The sequence below is a fragment of the Alphaproteobacteria bacterium genome (assembly GCA_025800285.1).
In the GTDB taxonomy this organism is placed as follows: domain Bacteria; phylum Pseudomonadota; class Alphaproteobacteria; order JAOXRX01; family JAOXRX01; genus JAOXRX01.
Genome location: JAOXRX010000039.1, coordinates 67,972 through 93,401, shown reverse-complemented (window position 1 = coordinate 93,401; position 25,430 = coordinate 67,972). Strand labels below are relative to the sequence as shown.

Sequence of the window (25,430 nt, the reverse complement as noted above, 5' to 3'; positions counted from 1 at the left end):
TTCTTTAACTTTATGCTCATTATTCGTTCCTTTCCTTCGTTAAATTCATCTTCTTATATTTAACGAAAACTGTCCACGAATTATTTAACATCTACAAGAATGACGGACTGGGGAAAGTATTAAGGTCATTCTGAACAAAGTGAAGAATCTTTTCGAGCCTGTGTTATATTGATTTACATCCAGTAGCACAAGAAGATTCTTCACTACCACACAAGTGTGTCCATTCAGAATGACAAAGTAGGAGGAGTGACATTGCTTTAACACGATGAGATTCTTCTTCGCTCCGCTCATCAGAATGACGGACTGGGAAAAATGATATCGTCATTTTGAGCGACTGTAAGGAGTCGAAAAATCTTTTTTCATGCTTATGGGATTTCAACTCATATCCACTATAGCAATATGGGAATGATTATAAATAAAATATTAAAAATAATTTATATATCCACTTATAAGAGCTTACTTACCTACTATAGATATAGTTGGTTTGCTTTTTATAATAGAGTTTATAACTTCTCTTATAGTTTCCATAGTTACTTTGTTTAAATCTTTCTCTACTTTTTCAATAGAATTAATATCTCCTGTATTCATATAAGAGTAACCAATATCAACAAAGGTATCAGATGGAGAAAGCATCTCAGATTTCTTATCTGTTTTAAATTTTAATATCGCCATTTTTAATTCTTCTTCAGATATCTCTATGTTTTTGATTATATCAAATACAGTTTCTTTTATTTTATCTACATTCTCTGGTTTGCAACTGGTGCTAATCATAAGCAGACCAGCATTTTTCATTGCATAGGTTCCTGAAGATATGTGGCTAGCAAGTTTGTCTTTTTCAACTATTTTTTTATGTAATTTTGAGAACTTACCTTGTCCTAAAATTATAGCTAATATTTCATATGATAGACTTAATTCATGTCTTTCAGGTTTTGCTTCATAAGATATGTTTAACATAGACATTTCTTTATCTTTTTTAATAAGTTTTGTTTCTTCTCCAATATAATTCCAGTCTTTTATTTCTTTAATTTCAACTGGCTCTATATTTCCCCACATTTCATTTAGTTTTGAAACTAATTCGTCGTGATTTACATCACCTATTGCAACAAATGTTATATTATTAGGTACATACCATTTATCATGATATTGTTTTAAACTATCTCCAGTCATTGGGGCTAAGCTTTCTTTTGTCCCTAAGACTCTTCCTCCAATAGCAGTGTTACCAAAAGCACCTTTCATAGTGCCGTAATATACTAAATTTGAAACATTGTCGTTAGATCTATTTATTTCTTCAAAAACAACTTCTTTTTCTCCATCTTTCATAATAGAGCCATCTTCTTTAGTTCCACCATTAAACTCTACATCGCTAAGAGTAGGAGTAAATACCATTTCTCCTAATAAATTTGCAATTTTATATATGTTATCGGGAGATATATTGTAAGAATAGTAACAAGTTTTATCTTTTGTTGTGAATGCATTTAAATAACATGATAATTTTTTCTCAATTATACCATCAATTTCTTCAGGTCCGAAATTTTTTGTTCCCTTAAATACCATGTGTTCTAACATGTGAGATATTCCGTGTTCTTCTGGGGTTTCATTTTGTCCTCCAGCACCAACCCAATATCCACAAGTTACTAGGTTGTTAGGTCTATTTTGAGATATTATTCTTAATCCATTTTTTAATTTAGAAATTTTAAATTCACCATAATCTTCTTCTGTTTCTTTAAGAGGAAGCCATTGAGGATTTGTTTCTGTTGAGCCGGCTCTTTTCAAAGCTTCTTCAAAATTGATTTCATTAACTATTTTATTTTTAATACTAACAATTTCTTCTTTTGAATGAATACCGTCTTTAGGCCCAACTGATATTAAACTTGGTTCTGATTTTAGAATGTCTAAACTTATTCTTAATAAATCATTTTTAGATATTTTCTTTAGTTTGTTTTGAAGGTTTTTACTATTATGAACAAAACCATATTTTAGTAATTCATAAGAATAGAAAGAAGAGCAAGCATTTAAGTCATATAGATTATTTTGAAAGCTTTTTTCATAAGCAGTAATAGCTGATTCAACTTCTTCATCTTCAATTGTAGATATAAAATTAGCTAGTTCTTGCATAGCTTTAGGTATTAGTATTTCAGCTTTTCCTTTACCCGTACCTGCATTTATGCAGAAAACTCCATCACTTTTAAACCCAAGGTTTGTTAAATTAAAAGAATAAACTAGCTGATCTTCAATTCTCATGGCTTTAAACATTCTAGAAGAAAATCCTCCGCTAATTGTAGCTATTAGTAATTTATAAGTTAAGTAATCAGGATGGTCTCTTCCGACTCCTTTAAAGCATAGCTTAAGGTTTGCTTGATCAATATTTTTATCTTCTTTTATTAAATAGAAAGGAGTATATTCAGATTTAGGTAAATCTTGTTTGTCTCCTGCAGGGATTTTTGATAAGTGCTCTTCACAAGTTTCTTTTACTTTTTCTAAATTTATATCTCCAACAATAGACACTACCATATTTGAAGCATTGTAATGTTTAGAAAACAATTCTTTCACATCTTCTTGAGTAATTTTTTCTATTTCTGCTTCTTGTGTTAAGGGAGTGTTTGCATATGGTTGATTTTGGAATGCTTCCTCTAATAATTTAACACTAACATAAGAAGAAGGATTATCTTTTATTGACTTAATATTGTTTAATACTAATTTTTTTTGTTTTTCTATTTCTTTCTTATCAAAAAGAGGCTCTGTTAGTATGCTGGCCAGTATTTTTATTTGTTCATAGGTGTTAGCAGAATGGGTAAACATTGTTATATCAGAGTAATCGGTGTCTGTAGAGGATATTATTTCTCCTCCTTCTCCTTCTGTTTTTTGCAGAATCTTATCTAATGATAAGCTCTTTGTTCCTTTTATTAAAGTTTTTGATGTTATGATTGAAGTCCCTGGTTTGGATTCGTATGCATATCCGCAGTTAATAGAAGTATCTATTGAAACTAAGCCAGTTCCTTTTCTCTTCTCTAATATAATTTTTAAACCATTTTTTAACTCAATAATATTCATCTTGTTTCCCTCTCTGTATTGTGTTTTTTATAGTTAACATAAAAAATTAGTTGTATCAAGAATAATTATGTTTTATACTCTCTAATTATGAAAAAAGCATCAATTTTAATAGTCGATGATGACAATAGGATAAGAACTCTTCTTTCAAAATATTTAGAAGAGAACGGTTTCGATATAGAATCTGCAGAAGATGCTATAAAGGCAGAGAGTATTCTAAAAAAGAATAAATTCGATTTGATGGTGTTGGATGTTATGATGCCAGAGAAAACAGGATTTGAGTTTGCTTCTGAGCTTAGAAGCTCAGGAAATGATATACCTATATTATTCTTAACAGCAAAAACAGAAATAGAAGATAGAATTGCTGGTTTAGAAATAGGAGCAGATGATTACTTAACAAAACCTTTTGATCCAAAAGAGCTAATATTAAGAATAGAGGCAATTTTAAGAAGGCAGGGTGTTTATAAAAGTAATTTAACATTTGCGGATTTTACTCTAGATGATGCAAACATGATTTTAAGTAAAGCAGATGGAAGAAAAATATACTTAAATAATATTGAAACTAACTTTCTTAAGGTTTTGATAAAAGCTCATGGAGAGCCAGTATCCAGAGATGAACTGCTTAAGAAAAGTAGATTAATTGTAGAGTTTAGAACTATAGATGTCCAAATTATGAGATTAAGGCAAAAGATTGAAGAAGATTCTAAGAATCCTAAGTATCTTAAAACAATTAGAGGAAAGGGATATAAATTATCAGATGAAGACTAAATTATCTTTTAATAAAAAGAGAAATATCTCTCATATGAAAAACCTTTTAGTGCCAAAAGGTTTGTTTTATAGATTCTTTTTAATTATATTTATTCCAATGTTTCTAGTGCAAACATTGGGTTTGTATATATTCTTTGATAGGCACTTATTCCATATTAATAGAAGATTAGCTTTTGCAGTAGCTAGTGAAATACAAATAGCTATGCAGCTTACAGAGCATACAGATTACTCTCATTTAATACTTGATAAAATTAGTGAAGAAACAGAGTTAGAATTCGAATATAAAGATAATAATTTATTTTCTATTGAAAAAAATGATGAACTATCAAAAGCCACAATCCAAACATTTAATGATAAGTTTGGAGCTATTCAATATAGAATTGCTCAAGTTTCAAAAGATAGTTTTTTAATAGAAGTTAAAAATAAAAGTGGAGATATAATACAGGTTACTACTCCTTATAAGAGACTATATAGTTCAACTTTTCATATATTCGTATTATGGAATATAGGATTGTCTTTGCTTTTCTTGTTTATGGCGGTTATCTTCATGAAAAATCAAATTAGACCAATAAGAAAGTTAGCAGATGTAGCAGAAGCTTTTGGTAGAGATATGAGCTCCTATAAATATTTTAAGATAGCTGGAGCTAAAGAAGTCAGGCAGGCATCTACATCATTTATAAAAATGAGAGATAGGATAAAAAAACAGATAGAGCAAAGAACAAATATGTTGTCAGGCATTTCTCATGATTTAAGAACTCCTCTAACTAGAATGAAGCTTGAATTGGCTATGCTGGAAGAAAGCGAATCTCATAAATATTTATTAAAAGATATTGAAGAGATGGAGGAAATGCTTAAAGGATATATAGCCTTTGCTAAAGGAGAAAATGAAGAAGTGTCTAAAGAAATTAATTTTAATGACTTTATTAAAGATATAGTTCATTCAGAAAGTAAGCATTATAATAAAGGTTTCATTGATCTTCATTTGGAGCAAGAAATACAAGCTCATATTAAACCAAATTCATTTAGAAGAGCTATGACGAACATTATTTCTAATGGTTGTAAATATGCCAAGAATGTCTGGGTTCAAGTTGGCTTGAGAGGCGATTATATAGAAATAAGAATTGATGATGATGGTAAAGGAATCCCTTCAAAAGATAGAGAAGAAGTTTTTAAGCCTTTCTTTAGGCTCGAAAAGTCTAGAAATAAAAATACTGGAGGAGTAGGTTTGGGTCTTGCAGTTACAAGAGATATTATAAACTCTCATGGAGGCAGTATTACTTTAGATGATAGTCCTTATGGAGGCTTAAAGGTAGTGATTAGATTACCTAAATAAATTACTCTTTATGATAAGGGTGATTGTTTATAATAGATATTGCTCTATATATTTGCTCTACTAGCATAGCTCTTAGAAGTTTATGAGGAAATGTGCATTTGCCAAAAGCAATTTTATAGCGAGCTTTATTCAAAAGATATTCATGAATGCCGAATGCTCCTCCTATTACGAAGGCTATTTCTTTTCCTTGATCTTGATGTTTTTTTATTATATCAGAAAACTTAATAGAAGTTAAATTGTCTCCATGTTCATCCATGCAAATCAAAATATCATTATCTGATATATGTTTTTCTATTAATTGAGCTTCTTTCTGCTTCTTATCTAGAGGATTTGAGAAGTTCTTTACTTCTAACTCTATTATTTTCAAAGAGTTGTTTTTTAATCTTTTTTTATACTCGTTTATTATCTCTGCTTCTGGAGATTTTGCTTTTATTTTTCCTATAGATATAATTTTCATTTTCATAATGTAGAGCACTATAGCAAAAAAAAATAAAAAAATCAAAAAAAAGCTTGCAAAAAATTTATTTTCATTATATAAAGAAGACCTCTGATGAGAATAAGACACTATGTCCCCATCGTCTAGAGGCCTAGGACACCAGGTTTTCATCCTGGCAACAGGGGTTCGAATCCCCTTGGGGATACCAATATATAAAAAGCCACCGCTTGCGGTGGTTTTTTATATATTGGAATTATAATTCTATAAATTTTATAAATTAATGTATTTGTTTTTTTATCAATATTTTACTTGATAAAGTATAAGCTTTTATTTATTATATAATCTATATGCAAAATCTATAAATATTAGGGGCAAAATATGCTATATTTTTTATCTTCATTTAGTGAGTTATTTCAATTATTGAATGTGTTTAAATACATAACTTTCAGAACAGGAGGAGCGATTATAACCTCTTTGATTATTTCTTTTATAATCGGACCTTTTGTAATAAAATGGTTGAAGTTAAAACAGGGAACAGGACAGCCTATTAGAAAGCTCGGCCCTCAAACTCATCTTAAAAAAGCAGGTACTCCAACAATGGGAGGGCTGATGATATTGGTTTCTATAGTTATATCAACTTTAATCTGGGCGAATCTTGCAAACCCATTTATATGGATAACTCTATTTGTAATCTTAGCATTTGGAGCAATAGGCTTTGTCGATGACTATTTTAAGCTAACAAAGAAAAATACAGATGGGCTCTCTGCTAAAATTAGGATTATATTGCAAATAGCGATAACTGGCTTTGCAGGAGTTCTTTATACTTGCTTTAGTAATTCTCCTGAGACATTATTTTTGTCATTCCCTTTTTTCAAAAGCCTTGCCGTAAATTTAGGAATGTTCTTTGTTCCTTTCTCAATGTTAGTGGTTATAGGTTCTGCTAATGCGGTAAATTTAACTGATGGTTTAGATGGTTTGGTGTCAGTGCCTGTTATGGTTGCTTCAGGATGTTTTGCTATTATTGCTTATGTTGTGGGGCATGTTACATTTGCAGAATACTTAAATCTTAATTATATAGTCGGTTCTGGAGAATTAGCAATATTATGTGGTTCAATAGTTGGAGCTTCTTTAGGATTTTTATGGTTTAATGCTCCTCCTGCTTTAGTGTTTATGGGGGATACAGGATCTCTTGCTATCGGAGCTGGTCTTGGTATGATAAGTGTAATAACAAAACACGAGATTGTTTGGGCCATAATTGGAGGATTATTCGTTCTAGAAGCTGTTTCCGTAATTGTTCAAGTTTTGAGTTTTAAGCTTACAGGGAAAAGAGTTTTTAAGATGGCTCCAATACATCATCATTTCGAACAGAAGGGTTGGAAAGAAGAAACAGTTGTAATTCGTTTTTGGATTATTGCAGTTATTCTAGCTCTACTTGGTTTATCAACATTAAAATTGAGGTAGTATGATAGATTTATCATTTTTAAAAGGTAAAAAAATAGGAGTTGTTGGGCTTGGTAAAACAGGTAAGGTAACAGTGAGTGCATTGAAAAATGCAGAGGTGGATTATAAAACTTATGATGATAAGGTAAATCCAGATAAAGATTTTCTGATTGATTTAGATATGATTGTCTGGTCTCCAGGAATTGACTTTAATGTGCATCCAATTGCCATAGAAGCGAGGGAAAAGAATATAGAAATTATTTGTGATATTGAATTGCTATATAGAGCTTGTCCAAATGCATTTTATTTAGGAGTTACAGGAACAAATGGAAAATCTACAACTGTTAGTTTAATGTATCATATATTGCAATCAAACGGAGTTTTGTCTCAACTTGGAGGTAATATAGGTAATCCTGCAATGAGTTTAGATATGCTTGATGAAAATGGTATATATGTGATAGAACTTTCATCATATCAATTAGAGCTTATTAATGATATGAAGTTTTATTCTGGAGGTGTTCTAAACTTATCACAAGATCATTTAGAAAGACACAAAACTTTAGAAAATTATATGAATATCAAGGGTAGTCTTTTAGAAAAATCAAAAATAAAGTTTATATCTATAGATGATGATTATTGTAGAGAGTTTTCTACAAGTCTTAAAGATAAAAACACAATATCTGTTATGGGTAATGATGCTAATATAATTGTTAAAAATGGAGTGCTAAAAGACTTCGATCTTACAATTATGAAAGTTGATGATTTAGAGTTCTTAAAAGGAATTCATAATTATCAAAATATTGCATTTGCTTATGCAATGATAAGAAACTCTACAAAATTATCCGTTGAAGCAATCGTGAAATCTATAAAAACATTTACAGGGTTAAAACATAGGCAACAGCTTGTTAGAGTAATAGAAAATATTAGGTTCATAAATGATTCTAAAGCGACAAATTGTGATGCTTCTTCAACAGCTTTATCTACTTATGATAATATATTGTGGATAGTTGGAGGGCAATCAAAAGAAGGAGGTTTTAGTTCTTTAAGTAAGTTCCTGCCTAAGATAAATACAGCATATGTAATTGGAGAGTGTGAACAAGAGCTAATTGACTTTTTTAAAGATAACTCTTTTTCAAATTATAAGATTTGTAAAACATTAGATGCCGCAGTAAAGAAATGTGCAGAAGATGCTTCTTCAGGAGATATAGTTTTATTATCTCCAGCTTGTGCTTCTTGGGATCAGTTTAGTAGCTTTGAACACCGTGGAGATGAGTTCATAAGATTAGTGGAAGAGCTATGAATAAAAACTTTTTAACTAGAACAGATAGAAGTATTATAGGAAACTGGTGGTGGTCAGTTGATAGATGGCTATTATTTATTTTAGGTTGCTTAATTCTTCTTGGAATATTTCTAATATACTCTGGAGGATATGGTGTTGCAATTAGGACTGGTTATAACCCAAATCATTTTGTAATAAGACATGTTATTTTTTTAGTGCCTGCGGTTTTTATAGCTTTTTTTACATCTTTTTTAAATAAAACAGGGATAAAAAGGCTTGGCTTTTTAATGTTTTTTATATCTATGTTGATGATGTTATCTTTGCCAGTTATTGGACACACAGTTAAAGGTGCTACTAGATGGTTGAGGTTTGGACCTTTGTCTGTTCAACCCTCTGAGTTTGTAAAACCCTTTTTTGCAATTATAACAGCTTATATATTGAGTTGCGGTTACTCACAGAAAAATATTAAGGAATTTGTAAAATCTGGATTGATTTTGGGACTTGTTTTGCTTTTGCTATTCATACAGCCAGATTTTGGACAAATGATGATTACATCTGCGATTTGGGGATCTGAAATAGTAGTCGCAGGAGTTCCTTTTACTATCATTACAATTCTATTTGGTTTTTTAGTTTTCGGAGTTGTAGGCATGTATTTTGCTTTACCTCATGTTGCTAGTAGAATAGACAGATTCTTAAATCCTGCGGTTGGAGATACATATCAGGTTGATAAATCTCTATCTGCTTTTAAAAACGGAGGATTCTGGGGAGTTGGTGCAGGACAAGGAACTGTTAGTCCAAGGCTTCCAGATTCTCATGCCGATTTTATTTTTGCTGTTGCTGGAGAAGAAATTGGCGGATTATTTGCAATATTAATAATTATGTTATTTGCATTTCTAATCATTAGAGTTTTATTTTTATCTCTAAAATCACAAGATTTATTCACTGTGTTAGCAACAACAGGGCTAATAGTCCAATTAGGAGCTCAAAGTATTGTTCACATGGGAGCTTCTTTAGGGCTTTTGCCAGCAAAAGGTATGACTTTACCATTTTTAAGCTATGGTGGCTCATCTATAGTTGCAATAGGGTTCTCTGTAGGAATGATATTAGCTTTAACAAAAAAGAATAATTAAGCATTGAAAATACCTCTTATTTGTGCTAGGTATATCTTATCTAATAAAAATTAAAGGTAAGGTTTATGAAAAGAAAAACAATAGTTTTAGCATCAGGGGGTACAGGTGGGCATATGTTCCCAGCGGCATCTCTAGCAGAAGAGTTAATAAAAAGAAAATATAAAGTTTGTTTGATTACGGATAACAGAGGTAAAAGATTTATTAACAGATTTCCTAAAGATGTGGATGTTTATCTGATAAAAGCAAAAACTTTTAAAAAAGGTGCCTTAGCAAAAGTTGGTGCATTATTTAATATTTTTTGCGGTCTTTTGTATGCATTAAGAATTCTTATTAAAATGAAACCAAATGCTCTAGTTAGTTTTGGAGGATATGCTTCTTTCCCATCATCTTTCGCTGCTAGTTGTTTAGATATCCCAATTGTTTTGCATGAACAAAATGCTCTTTTAGGGAGAACAAATAGATTTATGTTGCCATTTGCTAAAAAACTAGCTACATCTTTTGGAAATGTTGATAAAATATCTAAATTTTATAAAAAGAAAGCCAGCTTCACAGGGAACCCTGTTTCTAAAAGTATTGTTAAGGCTCATAAGAATAGATACCCAAATAAAGATAGTATAAATATACTTATAACAGGAGGATCTCAAGGGGCTCGTGTTTTGGGTGAAGTTATTCCAGAAGCTATTAAAAAGCTATCTGTAAAAGATAGGGCAAAAGTTACTATAACTCAACAGGTTGTGGAAAATGATTTAGATAGAGTTAAAAGCTTATATAAGAAGATAAAAGTAAAAGCAGATGTCTCAACATTCTTCAATGATATGGATAAAAGACTAAAACAATCAAATCTGGTTATTGGAAGAGCAGGGTCTCTAACTGTTAATGAGCTTCTTGTTATTGGAAGGGCTTCTATATTAGTTCCTCTGCCTATCGCTATGGAAGATCATCAAACATTAAATGCAAGCATCTTAGTTGATAAAGGTGCTGGTTGGATTATGCAACAAGATGTCTTCACTGCAAAAAATTTATCAGAGAGATTAAGATACTTTATAAAAAATCCAGAAATATTAAAAAAAGCTGGAGCAAATGCTAAAGAACTATGTGTGCTCGATGCAGAAAAAAGATTGGCAGATTTGATTGAAAAAGAGGTGGCTTAACTATGTTTGAGATGCCTAAAATAAATGGTTTAGTAGAAGAGAAAAAAGATTTAAAGCCTATATCTTGGTTTAAGACTGGAGGTAAGGCAGACTTTTTTTATACTCCTTCTTCAATCGTTGATTTGCAAGAGTTTATGAAAAAGGTCTCTTCAGAGATTCCTGTTTATATTATTGGTAATTTATCTAATGTTCTTATTAGAGATGATGGTATAAAAGGAATAGTTATAAAGTTAAAGAATGAAAAGTTTAAATTTGTAGATGTAAAAGAAGGACTTGTTGAAGTGGGTGCTGGAGCATTAAATAGAAATTTATGCTTAAAAGCTTGTGAAAAAGGTCAAGCAGGATTAGAATTTTTAAATGCTATTCCTGGAACAGTAGGTGGGGCTATTAAGATGAATGCAGGAGCCTATGGTAAAGAAGTAAAAGATATTTTTATTTCTTGTAGAATTATGGACATGCAGGGTAACATAAGAGTAGTAACAGCAGATGAAATTTATTTCTCATATAGAAAATCATCAATTAAAGATGAGGAAATAATTTTATCAGCAATTTTTAAAACTGAACATTCAACTCCAGAAGAAATAACAAATATTATGTTAGATATGGCGGAGAGTAGAAAAAACTCTCAACCAATTAGAGCAAAAACAGGGGGGTCTACATTTAAAAATCCTGAATCTTGTAGTGCTTGGAAGCTAATTGATGAAGCGGGTCTTAGAGGCCATGTTATAGGAGGAGCTAAAATATCAGAACAGCACACAAATTTTATTGTTAATTTTGATAATGCAAAATCTAAAGATATTGAGGATTTAATAAACTTAGCAAAAGAAAAAGTTTTGCAAAACTCTGGCATTGAGTTGCAAACAGAAATAAAAATATTAGGTGAATAATATGGGTAAAAAAAGAAAGAACTATAGAAAAAGTTTTATAATAAAGCTAAGTTGTTATGTTCTTTTGCTAGCTATTTCATGCTATGCTACTTATAGTTTTTATCCTAAATTTAATGAAAGATTGCATAGTAGGTGTGTAGAAGAGGAGTTTATTCTAAAGAGAATTAACATTAATGAGCTGGTTAATGTTAACTCTGAAAAACTTTTTGAATCAATCAATGTAGATAAAGGTATGCTTCTTTTAGATATAGATATTAGAGAGATTCAAAATATTATTTTAAAAGACTCTTGGGTTGAAAAGGCAAATGTTTATATTCAATATCCAGATGCTCTGTTTATAAATATTTTTGAAAAAGAGCCTAAAGCAATTTCTAATAAGAATAATGATTTTGTTATTGTTGATCAAAAAGGAGATGTCTTAAGCGAAAAAATTCTTAAAAAATATGAAAATTTACCAGTGATTATATCAGAAGAAAATAATATATCAGAGATTATAAAATATATGGAAACTCAGCCTTATTTATATGATGATTGGATCAGAGCAGAATATATAGGTAATAGAAGATGGGATGTATTCTTAGTTAATGACTTAAAGATTATGTTGCCAGAGAAAGATGTGATTTTTGCACTTGAAAAGTTGAATGATTTAAGAGTGCAAGAGGGATTGTTTAAATATGATATCAGTTTAATAGATTTAAGATTTGAAGATAAGGCAATTATTAAGTAAGATTTGTATTGAAAAAAAAATGACTTCATGTTAAATAATTTATAGTATTGAGAAATTAAGGAAACATATGTCGGCTAATACAAAAACTATATTTACATTAGATATTGGAAGCAATAAAATTTGTTGCTGTATTGCTACGGCTGATATTTCTCTGGATTTTCCTAAAATAAATATTAAAGCATATTACCCCGCATCATCAAAAGCTCTTAAAAATGGAGTTATATCTAATATGGATAAATTAATACAAGATGTTGGTAATGCAGTTGAATCAGCAGAAGAAATGGCACAGTTAAATGTTGATAAGATAGTTGTATCTTTTTCTGGATTAATGTGTGAAAGTGGATATACAAAAGTAAATTCCGATTTCGATAATGCAATAATAACTGAACAGTATTTGAAAAAAATAATATCAAAATCTTTTCATAGATTGCAGAATGATAAAGAAGACTTGATTCACATTATGCCAGTTAATTACTCTATAAATGGAGAGAATTATATAAAAGATCCTGTAGGACAATATGCAGATGTTTTAGGTGTTGATATTCATTATATAAAGACTAATAGAAACTTCAAAAGAACAGTAGAGCATGCTTTAACAAAGAATAGATTAAAGTTATCAGCTTTTTGTAATTCTGCTTATGCTAGCGGTCTTGCTTGTTTAACTGAAGATGAGAAGGAAATAGGTGTAACTATAATTGATATAGGAGAAGATAGTTGTGATATAGCAATGTTTGAGAGAGGTTGCTTGCTTTATTCTAATTCAATTAATATAGGTGGCTTTCATATAACTAAGAGTATAAGAAATAATTTAAAGTGCTCTTTGGCAACAGCAGAAAAACTTAAAATTCTAAAAGGAGATTTAAACTCATTTAATGATAATGGTTTTATAGAGTATAAAGAGGATGGCTCTTCAATGAATATTATGCCTCAGCAGATATCAAAATCAGCTTTTATTAATATAATCAGGAAAGGTGTGTTTGATATATTAAAAGAATGTAATGCTAGTTTAGAGGATAATCCTTTTTATAAAGTTAGTAATAATATAATAGTTATTACTGGAGGAGTATCATCAACAAATGGTATTAAAAATATAGCGGAAGATGTATTTAATAAACCTGTTAGAATAGGGAGAATTCAAAAAGTTGTAGGGATGCCTTCTTCTTATGATAAGCCAAGTGCAGCAACTACTATAGGGTTGGTTCGATATGCTATTTCTGAATTGATAAGTAAAAATGATATAGCAGAAGAAGGAAAAAATAAGAAATTCAAAAAAATAGTTGAATGGTTAAAAGAAAATTTGTAATATATAAAAAATAAAATTTTTAATGGAGAAAAAAGTATGATTAATATAGCAGCAGCAGAAACAGAAAATAATTTAAAGCCAAAACTTAGTGTTCTAGGTGTCGGTGGAGCAGGTTGTAATGCTGTAAATAATATGGTTGATTCAGGTCTTGAGGGAGTTGATTTTATAGTGGCAAACACTGATGCTCAATCTTTGTCATCTTCAAAGGCTCAAAGAAAAATACAATTGGGTATGGAGATTACAAAAGGTTTGGGTGCTGGAGCAGATCCAAGTGTTGGTAGAGCTTCTGCGGAAGAAACTCTAGAAGAAGTTGTTGAAGCCTTAAGTGACTCTAACATGGTTTTTGTCACCGCTGGTATGGGTGGAGGAACTGGTTCAGGTGCTTCTCCTGTTATATGTAATGCTTTAAGAGAGAAAGGTATTTTAACAGTTGGTGTTGTAACAAAACCTTTTAATTTTGAAGGAAGACAAAGACAAAAAGTTGCGGATGCTGCTTTAGAAAATATGAAAAACTCTGTTGATACTTTAATCATAATTCCAAACCAAAACTTATTTAATATAATTGATAAGAATACAACTTTGACAGATGCTTTCAATATGGCGGATGAGGTTCTTCATGCTGGTGTTAGCTCTATAACTGACTTAATCGTTAAACAAGGTAGAATGAATAAAGATTTTGCTGATATTAAAGAAATTGTTGGTAAAATGGGTGAAGCTATGATGGGGACTGGTGAAGCTGAAGGTGAGAATAGAGCGATTGAAGCAGCCGAAAAAGCAATTGCAAATCCTCTTTTAGATAATGTTTCTATGAAAGGAGCAAAAGGTGTTCTTCTTAATATTACAGGATCTAAAGATATAACTTTATTTGAAGTCGATGCAGTTACAAATCGTATAAGAGCAGAAATAGATTCAGAAGATGAAGCCGAGTTTATTATTGGTACAACACTTGATGATGCTATGGGAGATGTTCTTAAAGTGTCTATAGTTGCTACTGGTATGAGTGATGCAAGTCATGTAAGAAATGTAGTTTGTAGTGCTAAAAAACCAGCTGTAGCTAGACCATTCATGGACGATGATTTAGAGGATATTACAGAAATTGCAGAAGATGTAACTCCTGTAGATAATATGGATGACAAAGTTGTTGAAGATTTAGATGATAGTGATATTTTAATGCCTGGGTTGTTTACTCCACTAGATGAGGATGAAGCAGATATTTCAACTAACACAGAAGATAAAGTATTTGAAGATTTTGAAAAAGCTGAAGATATTCCTGTAGTAGCTGAAGCAAAGGAAGAAAATATTGTTAAAATTTCTGAACATGGGGAAGTAATAAGACCTCAGGATGTTAAAGCTACAGTAGTTGAAGAACCAATGGTAGCTGCAAGACCTGAAGAAATGAAAACTGAAAAAGAAAGCTTCATGAAAAGAATAATGAAATCTAAAGATAAAAAAGAAGTTGAATCTGATGATAATGTTATAGAGAAAAAAGAAAAGTATGAAGATATGGTATTGCCAGACTTTTTAAGTAGATAAAAAATCATTATATTATTAAATAAAATAGAGAGTTGAAAAACTCTCTATTTTATATTTGATTTATAGAGGTTTTTATGATATAGTTTCTCTCCACTATTTGATATTGTAATGTAATAAAAGAAAAGGAAAAAGATGAGAAATAATTGTAAAATAGTACAGTTAGCAGGAGGAGAATTAGATTATAAAACTATAACTGCTAATCAAATACAAGAAGTTATAGATAATACTAGAGTTGATAACTTTGATATAGCTATAAGTTTTTTGGCAAAGTGTAAAAACTTTAATAATAGTCATGTAGATGATATTCTTACTCTAACAAAAGATTATAAAGATAATAAAAATATTAAAATGTTAAAAGCGATATCAAGAGATGATTGTCCAGCGAAAAATAAATCTAGCTGTTTTCTTTTTAGGCTTACTGAAGGAACCAGATATGTTGGTGAAGCTATTGAGTATTTATCTCAACAAAAGGATGTGCCAGAAGATTTAATCGCAAGTGCTATCGATAGTTCTAATGGTTTTAGAATAGATGATATTGTTGAAGCTATACCATATAATAAGCTTTTAAGAAAAGAAAAACTATATCCTGTAATGAAATCTTTGAAAAGAAAAATAGAAAACATAAAAGTTAGAGAAAAAGTCAAGGGTTATATCTTAGAAAAGAAAATATCTAATGGTAATATGGAAAGTGCAAAATATATTCTTGCTGATTTTGATAAAGTGAAAGTAAAGAAATTTGATTCTAGAAAATCTGTGTTTACAGGGCATGTGTTATCATAACTTTTTATTTAATTATGTTTTATTTTAGTAAAAAAACCTATATTTTTATATAGGTTTTTTTGTTGGTTTGCATAATGTGCCTATTTTTATTCTTGTTTCTAAAATAGTTTTTTTGAATTCTTTAAGTTCTTCATCTTTTAAAGCTTCTTTATTAGGTAATTTAACTTTTACAGGGTCAACTTTTTTACCATTTTTTACTATTTCATAATGTAGATGATTCCCCGTTGATCTCCCTGTAGTACCTACATATCCTATTACCTGACCTTGTTTAACTCTAGATCCTACTCTAAGGTTTGCAGCAAATTTTGACATATGAGCATATCCCGTAGCATATGTAGAGTTGTGTTTTATTCTTATTAAGTTACCATTAAATCTATCATAACTTCTTCTTATTATTTTTCCGTCTCCAGCAGCATATATAGGTGTCCCTTTAGGTGCAGCGAAGTCTACTCCACCATGAAATTTAGAATACCCTAAAATAGGATGTCTTCTCATGCCGAAAGAGGAAGATATTCTAGCTCCATTTATAGGTGTTCTTAATAATGCTTTCTTAATGTTGCTACCATCTTCTTTGTAAAAGTCCCCTTTAAAAGAGTATAGCGGAATATTTGCTCCTGATAGATTCATGTTAGCAAACACAATATCTCCATTTTTTATGAAGTTGCCCTCGTTGTCTGAAAATGTTTCATATATAACTGTGAAAGAATCGTTCTTTTTTATATCTCTAACAAAATCGACATCCCATGAATAAATTTGTAACATGTCTAACATTATATTGTGAGGTATTTTTGCTTTTTCACCATCTCTAAATAAAGAGCTAGTGATTGTTGCTTTTTTTTCAACTAATTTTCTTTTTAATTCTTTTTTTATTTTCTTAGCTTTGAATTTATTATCTTTGTTTTTTTCTATAACACAAATCTCTTCTTTAGAGATGCTTATTTCTAAGCCATGAAATTTTTCGTCTTCAAAAAGTATATTAATTTTTTTCCCAGGGTAAAGTTGTTTTGGGTTGTAACAGCTTTTTAAAGTTTTTATAACAGAGTCAATTTCATTATATTCAATATAATTTACCTGAAGTATTTCTACTAAAGTATCGCCTCTTTTTATAACAACTTCTTTCTTCTCAATTTTTGGAAGCTCGATAATTTCTTTTTTTACTTCTTTAGTTGTTTTCTCCATTTCTTCTGGAGTAAGTTCTTCTTCAATCTTTGTCGAAGGCTCTACTTTTTTCTCAATAGTATGTGTTTCTTTAAACAGAGACATGGATACTATAAAAATAATAAAAGCTAAGAATACAAATCTTTTATGCTTTTGAGGAAGTAGCTGTAATTGCTTTATTGTGTCCAAAGCGATAAATTTTAATAACTTTAATAATATTAGGAGTGTTGTTTTAATGAAGTATAGAACAGATTCGATTATGTATATAACTATGTCTATTATTGTGTTTGGTATGTATTTTAATATATCATTTTTTAGCTTATGAGCTTTTTTTTCGCATATTTTCCAGTCTTCAGAATTCTCTATTTTTAATATGCTGTTGCTAATTATAGGTTTGATTTTTTTAGCAATTAATGATGTTAAGACAGATGTTTTCCAAAATAATATTTTTGAAAATAATATTGTCTTTTTCATTGAAAAGTCAACTACTGTATTGAAATGTTCATTGATTTTTTTGATTATTATTAAAGTTTTTTCTTTCATATGCAATCTTTTATTGTTATCTTATTTCATCATTTTAATCATTTTATTTGCGGTGTCAAGTTTTAAAGCTTTTTTATAAAAAATGCTTGATAAGGTTGAATAAATTCTTTATACTCTGAGACAAATACATAAACACAATATATAGGATGATTAATTAATGAAAAAATATGTTTATTTGTTATGCTTGACAATGTTTGCTAATGCCTCACAAGCTAGTGTTTTAAACTCTGTTTTAGTTAAGACATACAACAATAATCCAACAATAAGAAGTATGAGACAAACAGTAAAATCAAATGATGAAAATGTTGCTCAAGCTTTATCTGGTTGGAGACCTGCTATTCAAGCTTCGGGATCTGTTTCATATGAAGATAAAAATACAAGTCCAGTTAGTTCATCAGATGGGAATAATACATCTGAGAGTGTACTATTATCAGTTAGCCAACCTCTATATAAAGGTGGAGAAACAGTTGCTTCAGTTCGTAGTGCAAAGAATAAGGTTAAGTCTTATCATGAAAATTTAAAAAAGGTTGAGAATACTGTTCTATTATCAGCTGTAAAAGCTTATGTTGATGTTATAAGAGATAGAGCAATTCTTGATTTAAATGACAAAAATGTAAAAGTTTTAGAAAAAAAGCTAGAAGCTACAAAATCTAGATTTGAAGTCGGAGAACTTACTCAAACAGATGTAAGTCAAGCAGAAGCTAGTTTGTCAGAGGCTATTGCTGATAGAGTGTCTGCAAAAAGCGATTTAAACTCAAGCATTTCTTATTATCAAAGTATTGTCGGAGAATATCCTCACGATCTAAAAGATCCTAGCTTAATATCAAAAATTCCAGCATCTCAAACAGAAGCTATAAATTTAGCTATGAAATATAATCCTGATATTAGAAGTGCTATTTATTTGGAAAAAGCATCAAAAGATGATGTAAATGTTAAATATGCAGGATTGCTACCAGAAGTAACTATTACAGGTGGGATTAGAAAAAACTATGATGTGTCGGATTCTATTGATGATACAGATAATAGCTATATAACAGCTAATTTAACAATACCTCTTTATAAAAGTGGTAGTGTAAGCTCGAAAATTAGACAGGCAAAACATTTGTCTAACCAAAAAAGCATTGATGTGGTTAAAACAAAAAGAGAAGTGAGTTATGATATAGTAAGAGCTTGGCAAACTTACCAAGCAGCCATTTCTACTATCAGTGCAAGAGAATTGCAAATAGAGGCAAATGATATTGCTCTTAAAGGTGTTCAAGAAGAAGAGTTGGTTGGATCAAGAACTGTTATTGATGTGTTAGATGCAGAGCAAGATTTATTAGATTCAAAAGTTGATTTAATAAAATCTCATAGAGATAAAATATATAAATCTTATGAATTGTTATCAAAAATAGGATGCTTAACAGCTAAAGATTTAAAATTAGATGTAGATTATTGGAACCCAGAAGATAACTACAATAAAGTTAAAAATAAATGGTGGGGCGTTGGAGTTAATTAACTATGCAAGAAAGACCTGATATAAAACAAACATTGAGCTCATTAAAACAAGCGATGACTTCGGAAGATGATCAAATCTTAGAGGAATTAGATGAACATGGTGATGTTTGGAAGGGTGGAGTTAATGAAAGCTTGAAAGATGTTTATTCTGTAGAAGAGTCCTCAAGTGCTGAAAGTGATATCGAAGAGGAAATAGATGATGAGGGTGCAGAGGCTGTATTTTCGTCTGAGGATGATGTTGAAGAGCCTGTTATTAACTGTAGTAACAAAGAAGTCTTTATCTTGAATAGAATGATAAAAAAAGATGGAACCGTTGTTAACTTGAACAAAAAAAGACCAAATATTAATATATCAAATGAGAAAATAGAGACAATTGTTAGAGAAGAAGCAAAAAGTCTTTTAAAGGACTGGATAGATAAAAATATGTACAGTATTCTTAAAAAATATAAGGAACCGAAAAAATAATGTTAGTTTTAGGCATAGAAACAAGTTGTGATGAGACATCTGCTGCAGTTGTAGATGATAAAAGAGGGCTTTTATCTAATGTGGTTCTTACTCAGTTGAAAGAGCATGAGCAATATGGGGGAGTTGTACCAGAAATCGCTGCAAGGAGTCATCTTAATTATATTGATGATATAATTAAACAAGCACTGGAAGAAGCAGGGATTTCCTTTAAAGATTTATCTTGTGTTTGTGCTACAGGTGGTCCTGGGTTAATAGGTGGAGTTATGATTGGTGTTATGAATGCAAAGGCTATATCTTTAGCTCATAAGATTCCTTTTGTTGCAGTAAACCATTTAGAAGGGCATGCTTTGATGGCTAGGCTTACTAATGATGTTAAGTTCCCATACTTATTAATGTTGACATCAGGAGGGCATTGCCAAATATTAATTGTTGAGGGTGTTGGCAAATATAAACAGTTAGGAGCAACTATAGATGATGCTGCTGGTGAAGCTTTTGATAAGATTGCGAAAATAATGGGGCTAGGTTATCCTGGCGGACCTAAAATAGAGCAAAGTGCAAAACTGGGTGATGAAAATAGATTCTCATTTCCAAAGCCTTTAGCTAATAAAAACAACTGTGATTTTTCTTTCTCTGGATTAAAAACGGCGGTTCGTTTGCAGGTTGAGAAATTGGTCTCAGAAGAGCAAACTTTAAAAGAGCAAGATGTAAATGATATATCCGCTTCTTTACAAAAAACTATTGCTGATATTATGGTTTTAAAACTACAAAAAGCTATAGATATTTTTAGAGAAGATTTTCCAGAAGGTAAGGATCTAGTTGTTTCTGGGGGTGTTGCTGCTAACCAATATATAAGAGATGCTATATCACGACTTGCAGATAAAAATGATATGGTTTTTTCTGCTCCTCCGATTAAACAATGTACAGACAATGGAGCTATGATTGCTTGGGCAGGTATGGAAAGATTTAAGCTGGGGCTTGTAGATGATCTATCATTTGCTCCTAGACCTAGATGGCCTCTGTCAGATTAATAATAACTTGCACTATTTATTAAAAGGTGCTAAATTTTGACTAAATAGATTTTATTTTGTGGAAGGATATTTAAAATGAAAAAAATAGTGTTTTTACTTATGGCTGTAGCTAGTGTTTCTGGTTGCTCTCATATTCAACAAAAATTAGAAGATAATAGAATAGCGAGGTACAACAAAGCTGTTAATCCAGAAAAACATAAAAGTTTTGTTTATAGAGAAGATGCTTTTGATGTTTTTAAAGGTCTTGAGTGTAATAAATATAAAGATTCTTTTATAGAGCAAGCTAAAGTTCAAATCGGAGAAAATGAAACTTTAGATTTATATTCTAAAATTATTGCTATGGAATATTTTGATTTAGCTATGAATGAATATAAAAATGAAAAAGACTATATTGACGGAAGGTATTTCTTTAATAAAGCTGTAAGTGCTGCAAAAGGAACATATCCTTTGCCAGAGAATGTTAGAGACTGGAGAGTTGAAAGAAGAAGATTTGAAGAGATTAAATGGGCATCAGAAGATATGATGAATCTTATTTATGATGAGGGTATTTTAAAAGATCCTATAAATGTTGCTAAAGCTCAAGTTTATTTTGACTGCTGGATTGAAGAACAAGCAGAAAATGCTACAAGTTTAGAAGCAAGAACTTGTAAAAAGAATTTTTCAGACAAATGGTCAATGGCATTTAATAATATTCATAGTTATGGAGAAGGCTCAAGTTTATATGCTTCAGAGGAAAGTTTGGATGCAATCGTAGATGGTTTCTCTATGGATGAAAATGCTAAATATTTAGATTTAGAAGAAGTTAGAGATTTATATTATGCAAATTACTTGAATGTAGAAGAAGCTCAGGAAGAAATGGAAGTTATAGAAGAAGAGATTATTTCTCTTATCAAAGAAGAATTCCCAGAAGAAGCTGATTCTGATATAAAAATAGAAAAAGTATCAAATGGAGAATATAATTTATTCTTTGCTTTAAACTACACATCTCCTAAATCTGGGGATGTAGTGAAAATTAGTAGTATTGCAGAAGCATTTAAAGCCGGTGATTATAGTTATATAATTATCAAAGCTTATACTGATAGATCAGGCTCTGATAAAGTTAATAAAAGAATTTCAGAAAATAGAGGAAGAACTATTAAAAATATGTTAATAAAAGAGGGGATTGATGCTTCTAAGGTTTCATTCTTTGCTTTCGGTGAGAATGCTACTCCAGATCAAGACGGAGTTAAAAACTCTGAGTATAGAAAAGTAGTGGTTAATTTTCAGTAGGTTTTTATGAAGAAAATTACTCTATTATTGCTATTAATGATTAGTGCCTGTGCTAGAACACAAGTTCCAGTTGTTGACGACTCTTATCAAGAAGAAACCGTTGCTGATTTATATATCAAAGCTAAGAGTTTTTTGGATAATGAAAGTTATCAATCCGCTGTTGAGGCTTTTGAAGAGCTTGAAAGACAGCATCCTTATTCTGTTTGGGCAACAAAATCACAACTTATGTCAGCATACTCTTATTACAAAAATATGAAATATGATGATGCTTTACTTGCTTTAGATAGATATATAGAGCTACATCCTGTTGATAAAGATATAGCTTATGCTTATTATTTAAGAGCTCTTTGCTATTATGAGCAAATTCAGGATGTAACGAAAGATCAAACTGTTACAGAATTAGCATTGTATTCTATGGATGAAGTTATAAGAAGATTCCCTAAAACTAGCTATGCAAAAGATGCTAAGTTGAAAATAGATTTAACTAAAACTAATCTTGCTGGACAGCAAATGTCTATAGGGAGGTACTATTTAAATAGAAAGTTTTATAATGCAGCAATAAATAGATTTAATAATGTTGTCAAAGACTATCAAACAACAGCATATATAGAAGAGGCTTTATATAGATTGGTTGAGAGCTACTTATCTATTGGTATATATACAGAAGCTAAAAAAATGGGAGCTATATTGTCTTATAATTATCCAAACAGTGAATGGTATAGGTTAGCTTATAATTTGCTTAAAGAAAATAATTTAGCTGATCAATAATCTGTTCTGTAAAGCTTTCTTTAATTGACAATGAATCATATTTAATATATAAATTAAATCATGTTAACATCTATTTTTATAAAAAATATAGTATTGATAAATGAGCTCCATATAGACTTTAAAACGGGGCTTAATGTTCTTACAGGTGAAACTGGAGCGGGTAAATCTATACTGTTAGATAGTTTGGGTTTGTCTTTAGGATATCGCTCGGATGTTGGGTTGATTCGTCATGGGCAAGATAAAGCTATGGTGGTTTCTAGTTTTGATTTAGAAAAGAATCACCCTGTTTTTAAAATTCTTTCAGAACAAGATATAGAAACTGAAGATAGTGAATTGATTTTAAAAAGAACTATATCTGCTGATGGAAAGAGTAAAGGTTATATAAATGGGATGCCTGTCCCAATTAATTTTATGAGAAAAGTTGGAAATGAATTGGTTGAAATTCATGGTCAATTTGAGACTCAAGGATTGTTGAATGTTAAAAATCATATCAATGTTTTAGACTCTTTTGCGGGAACAGATAAAGATAAAAAAGAAGTTGCGAGCTTATACTATAAATTAAAAGATTTAAAATCGAAATTAGCAGACTTAGAAATGCAAGCAGAAAACTCTGCTAGAGATGAAGAATATTATGCATTTGCATATCAAGAAATAGATAAGGTAGATCCTCAGCCAAATGAAGAGCAAGAGATAAGCGAGTTAAGATATAAACTCCTTAATCAAGGTAAAATAATTGATGCACTAAAAGAGGTGAGAGAAAACTTAACTGACTATCAAGGTGCTGAAAGCAAGCTTTCATCAGCTATTGTTGCTATAGATAAAGTAGCTGATAAAGCTGGAGAAGAAATAAATCCTCTAACAAATGCTTTAGATGGTGCAATGGCAGAAATGCAAAACTCTATTATAGAGCTTCAAGAATATATGAATAAAACTAGTGAAATATCTTTAAGCTCTTTGGAAGAGGTGGAAGAAAGATTCTTCTTATTAAAAGGTTTAGCTAGAAAATATAAATGCTCAGTTGATGATTTGGTGAAAGTTAAAGATGATTTTAAAGCTAAATTAGATTTAATCGAAAACATTGATGAAGAAATCAGAAAAGTTAAATCTAATATTAAAGAAGCTAAGGTTAATTATTTAAGTAAAGCTGAAGCTTTATCTTTAGAGCGAAAAAAATATGGAGAAAATTTAACTAACTTTGTAATGAAAGAACTGCCAGAGTTAAAACTAGAGAAGGCAAGATTTAAAGTTGCAATTAAGTCTAAAGATATTTCTTCAGACGGTATTGATAATGTAGAATTTAAAATTGCTACAAATCCCAAATCTCCTTTGGGCGATTTAAATAAAATCGCTTCAGGTGGTGAGTTAGCAAGGTTTATGCTAGCTATTAAAGTTATTGTTGCGAAGAATGCTTCTCTACCAGTTATGATATTTGATGAAGTAGATTCTGGTGTCGGTGGAGCTACTGCTGATGCTGTGGGTAAAAAGTTATTCTCTTTGAGTAAGCATCTGCAATTACTTGTTATTACTCATAGTGCACAGGTTGCAGCTAGAGCCCATAATCACCTTAAAGTACAAAAGGCTATGATTGGAGAAGATTTATTGACTAATATTAAGATAATAGATGACAATCATAGAGTTGATGAAATAGCTCGAATGATATCGGGAGAAGAAATTACAGAAGAGGGTGTAAAGCTCGCAGAAAAATTACTGTCTTAAATTAATTAAAATAGCTCTGATAAAATAGGGGCTATTTTTTTTGCATAAATAACTTGACAAAATTACAGTTTAGAATTATTCTAATTTTAGAATCATTAAAAAAGAGGGCGATTGTGAAAAATAAATATTTATCACTGTTAAAAAATAAGAATATAAGAGTTACATCTCAAAGATTAAGTATCTTAGAGTTAATGGATGTAAAAAATGTTCATTTTACTGCAGAAGATGTGATGCAAAAACTTAAAAATAAGAATGTAGTTATATCTTTAGCTAGTGTATATAATACTCTAGAGCTATTTGAAAAAAATAATCTTATCAAAAAAATAGACAGTGATAATGGTGTTGCTAAATATGATGGCAATACAGATTTTCATTTGCACTTAATAGATGAGGAAAAAGACTTAATAAAGGATTACTTTGATAATGGAATAATTTCCTTTGTTAAAGACTTTATAGAGAGTAATAATATAGAGGGTTTTGACATAAAAGATGTCAATATTACCATACAAGGAAAGTTTATTTAAAATAGGAAAGGTTTAGTAATGAAAAAATTTGTATGTACAGTTTGTGGTTATGTTCATGAAGGAGATGAAGCTCCAATTCTTTGTCCAGTTTGTGCAGTAGGACAAGATAAATTTACAGAAAAAAAAGATGATGAGGGTTATGCAGATGAGCATGTTGTTGGGATAGCAAAAGATGCTCCAGAACATATTATAGAGGGGTTAAGAGATAACTTTAATGGTGAGTGTTGTGAAGTAGGTATGTATTTAGCTATGAGTAGGGTTGCTGATAGAGAAGGTTATCCAGAAATTGCAGAAGCATTTAAAAGATATGCTTTTGAAGAGGCTGAACATGCAGCTAAATTTGCAGAGCTTTTAGGAGAAGTTGTTACAGATTCTACTAAAAAGAACTTAGAGTTAAGAGCTGCTGCTGAGCATGGTGCTTGCCAAGGTAAAAAAGATTTAGCTACAGAAGCTAAAAAATTGAATCTTGATGCTATTCATGATACTGTTCATGAAATGGCTAAAGATGAAGCTAGACATGGTTCTGGTTTCAGCGGTTTACTAAAAAGATATTTTTAGGAGACCAAATTTTCTCGCAATGAAAGTAGGAAATAAATTCTGTACTTTATTTATTTCTGAAATTTTATCCCCTCGTAATTTAACGAGGG

23 protein-coding genes and 1 tRNA gene are annotated in these 25,430 nt (G+C 30.5%); 20 read left to right on the top strand and 4 right to left on the bottom strand.

The window, feature by feature from the left end; translation table 11 throughout:
- Window positions 1-163 precede the first annotated feature (163 nt).
- Window positions 164-325 (bottom strand): hypothetical protein, encoded by a 162-nt coding sequence (locus tag OIF36_02620; protein MCV6599357.1) that lies wholly within the window; start codon window positions 323-325, stop codon window positions 164-166.
- Between the two features lie 131 nt (window positions 326-456).
- Window positions 457-3,051 (bottom strand): insulinase family protein, encoded by a 2,595-nt coding sequence (locus OIF36_02615; GenBank protein MCV6599356.1) that lies wholly within the window; start codon window positions 3,049-3,051, stop codon window positions 457-459.
- 87 nt (window positions 3,052-3,138) lie between these two features.
- Here OIF36_02615 and OIF36_02610 point away from each other — a divergent pair, with 87 nt between their 5' ends.
- Both OIF36_02610 and OIF36_02605 read left to right on the top strand, forming a co-directional pair.
- Complete coding sequence (locus OIF36_02610; protein MCV6599355.1) at window positions 3,139-3,816, top strand: response regulator; 678 nt, start codon at window positions 3,139-3,141, stop codon at window positions 3,814-3,816.
- Window positions 3,806-5,149 carry an ATP-binding protein gene (locus OIF36_02605; protein ID MCV6599354.1) on the top strand — a complete coding sequence of 448 codons (1,344 nt, stop codon included), beginning with the start codon at window positions 3,806-3,808 and terminating at the stop codon, window positions 5,147-5,149. Before OIF36_02610 ends, OIF36_02605 begins: the two co-directional genes overlap by 11 nt.
- Window position 5,150: 1 nt before the next feature.
- On the opposite strand, the gene OIF36_02600 is transcribed toward OIF36_02605, so the two are convergent.
- Window positions 5,151-5,612, bottom strand: coding sequence for a 23S rRNA (pseudouridine(1915)-N(3))-methyltransferase RlmH (locus tag OIF36_02600; protein MCV6599353.1), 462 nt, complete (start codon window positions 5,610-5,612; stop codon window positions 5,151-5,153).
- 105 nt (window positions 5,613-5,717) lie between these two features.
- On the opposite strand from OIF36_02600, the gene OIF36_02595 reads away from it, so the two are divergent.
- The 10 genes from OIF36_02595 (at window position 5,718) to OIF36_02550 (ending at window position 15,815) form a co-directional block, all read left to right on the top strand.
- Window positions 5,718-5,793: transfer RNA gene (locus OIF36_02595), tRNA-Glu, on the top strand.
- Between the two features lie 170 nt (window positions 5,794-5,963).
- A complete protein-coding gene (mraY, locus tag OIF36_02590) occupies window positions 5,964-7,046 on the top strand; it encodes a phospho-N-acetylmuramoyl-pentapeptide-transferase (protein MCV6599352.1) in 1,083 nt (360 codons plus the stop codon).
- Window position 7,047: 1 nt separating this feature from the next.
- Complete coding sequence (murD, locus tag OIF36_02585) at window positions 7,048-8,325, top strand: UDP-N-acetylmuramoyl-L-alanine--D-glutamate ligase (GenBank protein MCV6599351.1); 1,278 nt, start codon at window positions 7,048-7,050, stop codon at window positions 8,323-8,325.
- Window positions 8,322-9,434 carry a putative lipid II flippase FtsW gene (locus OIF36_02580; protein ID MCV6599350.1) on the top strand — a complete coding sequence of 371 codons (1,113 nt, stop codon included), beginning with the start codon at window positions 8,322-8,324 and terminating at the stop codon, window positions 9,432-9,434. Before murD ends, OIF36_02580 begins: the two co-directional genes overlap by 4 nt.
- Window positions 9,435-9,499: 65 nt before the next feature.
- Window positions 9,500-10,585, top strand: coding sequence for an undecaprenyldiphospho-muramoylpentapeptide beta-N-acetylglucosaminyltransferase (murG, locus tag OIF36_02575; GenBank protein ID MCV6599349.1), 1,086 nt, complete (start codon window positions 9,500-9,502; stop codon window positions 10,583-10,585).
- A 2-nt stretch (window positions 10,586-10,587) separates the two neighbouring features.
- Entirely contained in the window at window positions 10,588-11,472 is an 885-nt protein-coding gene (gene murB / locus OIF36_02570) for a UDP-N-acetylmuramate dehydrogenase (protein MCV6599348.1), read from the top strand.
- A 1-nt stretch (window position 11,473) separates the two neighbouring features.
- Window positions 11,474-12,199, top strand: coding sequence for an FtsQ-type POTRA domain-containing protein (locus OIF36_02565; protein ID MCV6599347.1), 726 nt, complete (start codon window positions 11,474-11,476; stop codon window positions 12,197-12,199).
- Window positions 12,200-12,266: 67 nt separating this feature from the next.
- Window positions 12,267-13,502, top strand: coding sequence for a cell division protein FtsA (gene ftsA, locus OIF36_02560; protein MCV6599346.1), 1,236 nt, complete (start codon window positions 12,267-12,269; stop codon window positions 13,500-13,502).
- A gap of 36 nt (window positions 13,503-13,538) precedes the next feature.
- Window positions 13,539-15,035 (top strand): cell division protein FtsZ, encoded by a 1,497-nt coding sequence (gene ftsZ / locus OIF36_02555; protein ID MCV6599345.1) that lies wholly within the window; start codon window positions 13,539-13,541, stop codon window positions 15,033-15,035.
- A 132-nt stretch (window positions 15,036-15,167) separates the two neighbouring features.
- Entirely contained in the window at window positions 15,168-15,815 is a 648-nt protein-coding gene (locus OIF36_02550; GenBank protein ID MCV6599344.1) for a hypothetical protein, read from the top strand.
- A 45-nt stretch (window positions 15,816-15,860) separates the two neighbouring features.
- Here OIF36_02550 and OIF36_02545 read toward each other — a convergent pair whose 3' ends face one another.
- Window positions 15,861-17,516 (bottom strand): M23 family metallopeptidase, encoded by a 1,656-nt coding sequence (locus tag OIF36_02545; protein MCV6599343.1) that lies wholly within the window; start codon window positions 17,514-17,516, stop codon window positions 15,861-15,863.
- 157 nt (window positions 17,517-17,673) lie between these two features.
- Between OIF36_02545 and OIF36_02540 the strand changes: the two genes are divergently transcribed.
- The 8 genes from OIF36_02540 (at window position 17,674) to OIF36_02505 (ending at window position 25,341) form a co-directional block, all read left to right on the top strand.
- Entirely contained in the window at window positions 17,674-19,014 is a 1,341-nt protein-coding gene (locus OIF36_02540) for a TolC family outer membrane protein (GenBank protein ID MCV6599342.1), read from the top strand.
- Window positions 19,015-19,016: 2 nt separating this feature from the next.
- Window positions 19,017-19,478, top strand: a complete 462-nt coding sequence (locus OIF36_02535) for a DUF2497 domain-containing protein (GenBank protein ID MCV6599341.1) — start codon at window positions 19,017-19,019, stop codon at window positions 19,476-19,478.
- A complete protein-coding gene (gene tsaD / locus OIF36_02530) occupies window positions 19,478-20,506 on the top strand; it encodes a tRNA (adenosine(37)-N6)-threonylcarbamoyltransferase complex transferase subunit TsaD (protein ID MCV6599340.1) in 1,029 nt (342 codons plus the stop codon). The genes OIF36_02535 and tsaD overlap by 1 nt, the downstream gene beginning before the upstream one ends.
- A gap of 75 nt (window positions 20,507-20,581) precedes the next feature.
- On the top strand, window positions 20,582-21,775 hold the full coding sequence (locus OIF36_02525; protein ID MCV6599339.1) for an OmpA family protein: 1,194 nt from the start codon (window positions 20,582-20,584) through the stop codon (window positions 21,773-21,775).
- 6 nt (window positions 21,776-21,781) lie between these two features.
- Window positions 21,782-22,543, top strand: a complete 762-nt coding sequence (locus OIF36_02520) for an outer membrane protein assembly factor BamD (protein MCV6599338.1) — start codon at window positions 21,782-21,784, stop codon at window positions 22,541-22,543.
- A 60-nt stretch (window positions 22,544-22,603) separates the two neighbouring features.
- Window positions 22,604-24,259 carry a DNA repair protein RecN gene (recN, locus tag OIF36_02515; protein ID MCV6599337.1) on the top strand — a complete coding sequence of 552 codons (1,656 nt, stop codon included), beginning with the start codon at window positions 22,604-22,606 and terminating at the stop codon, window positions 24,257-24,259.
- A gap of 113 nt (window positions 24,260-24,372) precedes the next feature.
- Window positions 24,373-24,783 (top strand): transcriptional repressor, encoded by a 411-nt coding sequence (locus tag OIF36_02510; GenBank protein ID MCV6599336.1) that lies wholly within the window; start codon window positions 24,373-24,375, stop codon window positions 24,781-24,783.
- 18 nt (window positions 24,784-24,801) lie between these two features.
- Window positions 24,802-25,341: an NADH peroxidase gene (locus tag OIF36_02505; protein ID MCV6599335.1), complete on the top strand. Its 540-nt coding sequence runs from the start codon at window positions 24,802-24,804 to the stop codon at window positions 25,339-25,341.
- The last annotated feature ends 89 nt before the right edge of the window (window positions 25,342-25,430 follow it).